Genomic DNA, 309 nt, shown 5'->3' on the forward strand with positions numbered 1-309 from the left:
ACATTCATAACGTTTTTCATATTTCGGTGTTACGACCATATAAACCCGACTACAAACATGTGATCGAGTATGAACCGTTGCAGTTCGAGAAAGATTTATCTTATGAAGAGGTTCCTATCCAGATAGTCGACAGGAAAGAACAAGTGCTCAGGAATAAAGTGATACCTTCTGTGAAGGTGATATGGAGGAACCACAACGCTGAAGAAGCTACGTGGGAACTCGAAGAGAAAATGATGAAAGAATACCCTGAGTTATTTGTTTAATCCGTGTCTTCGATTCTGGGGACAGAATCTTTATAAGTAGGAAATT

Annotated in this window: 1 protein-coding gene; it reads left to right on the forward strand. The window is 39.2% G+C overall.

Going from position 1 to position 309, the window contains the following annotated elements; translation table 11 throughout:
* Window positions 1-263, forward strand: a 263-nt coding sequence (locus GN138_RS16225; RefSeq protein ID WP_231743096.1) for a hypothetical protein, incomplete at its 5' end; no start/stop codon positions are given.
* Between the last annotated feature and the right edge of the window lie 46 nt (window positions 264-309).

This window comes from Winogradskyella endarachnes (assembly GCF_009741275.1).
GTDB lineage: Bacteria > Bacteroidota > Bacteroidia > Flavobacteriales > Flavobacteriaceae > Winogradskyella > Winogradskyella endarachnes.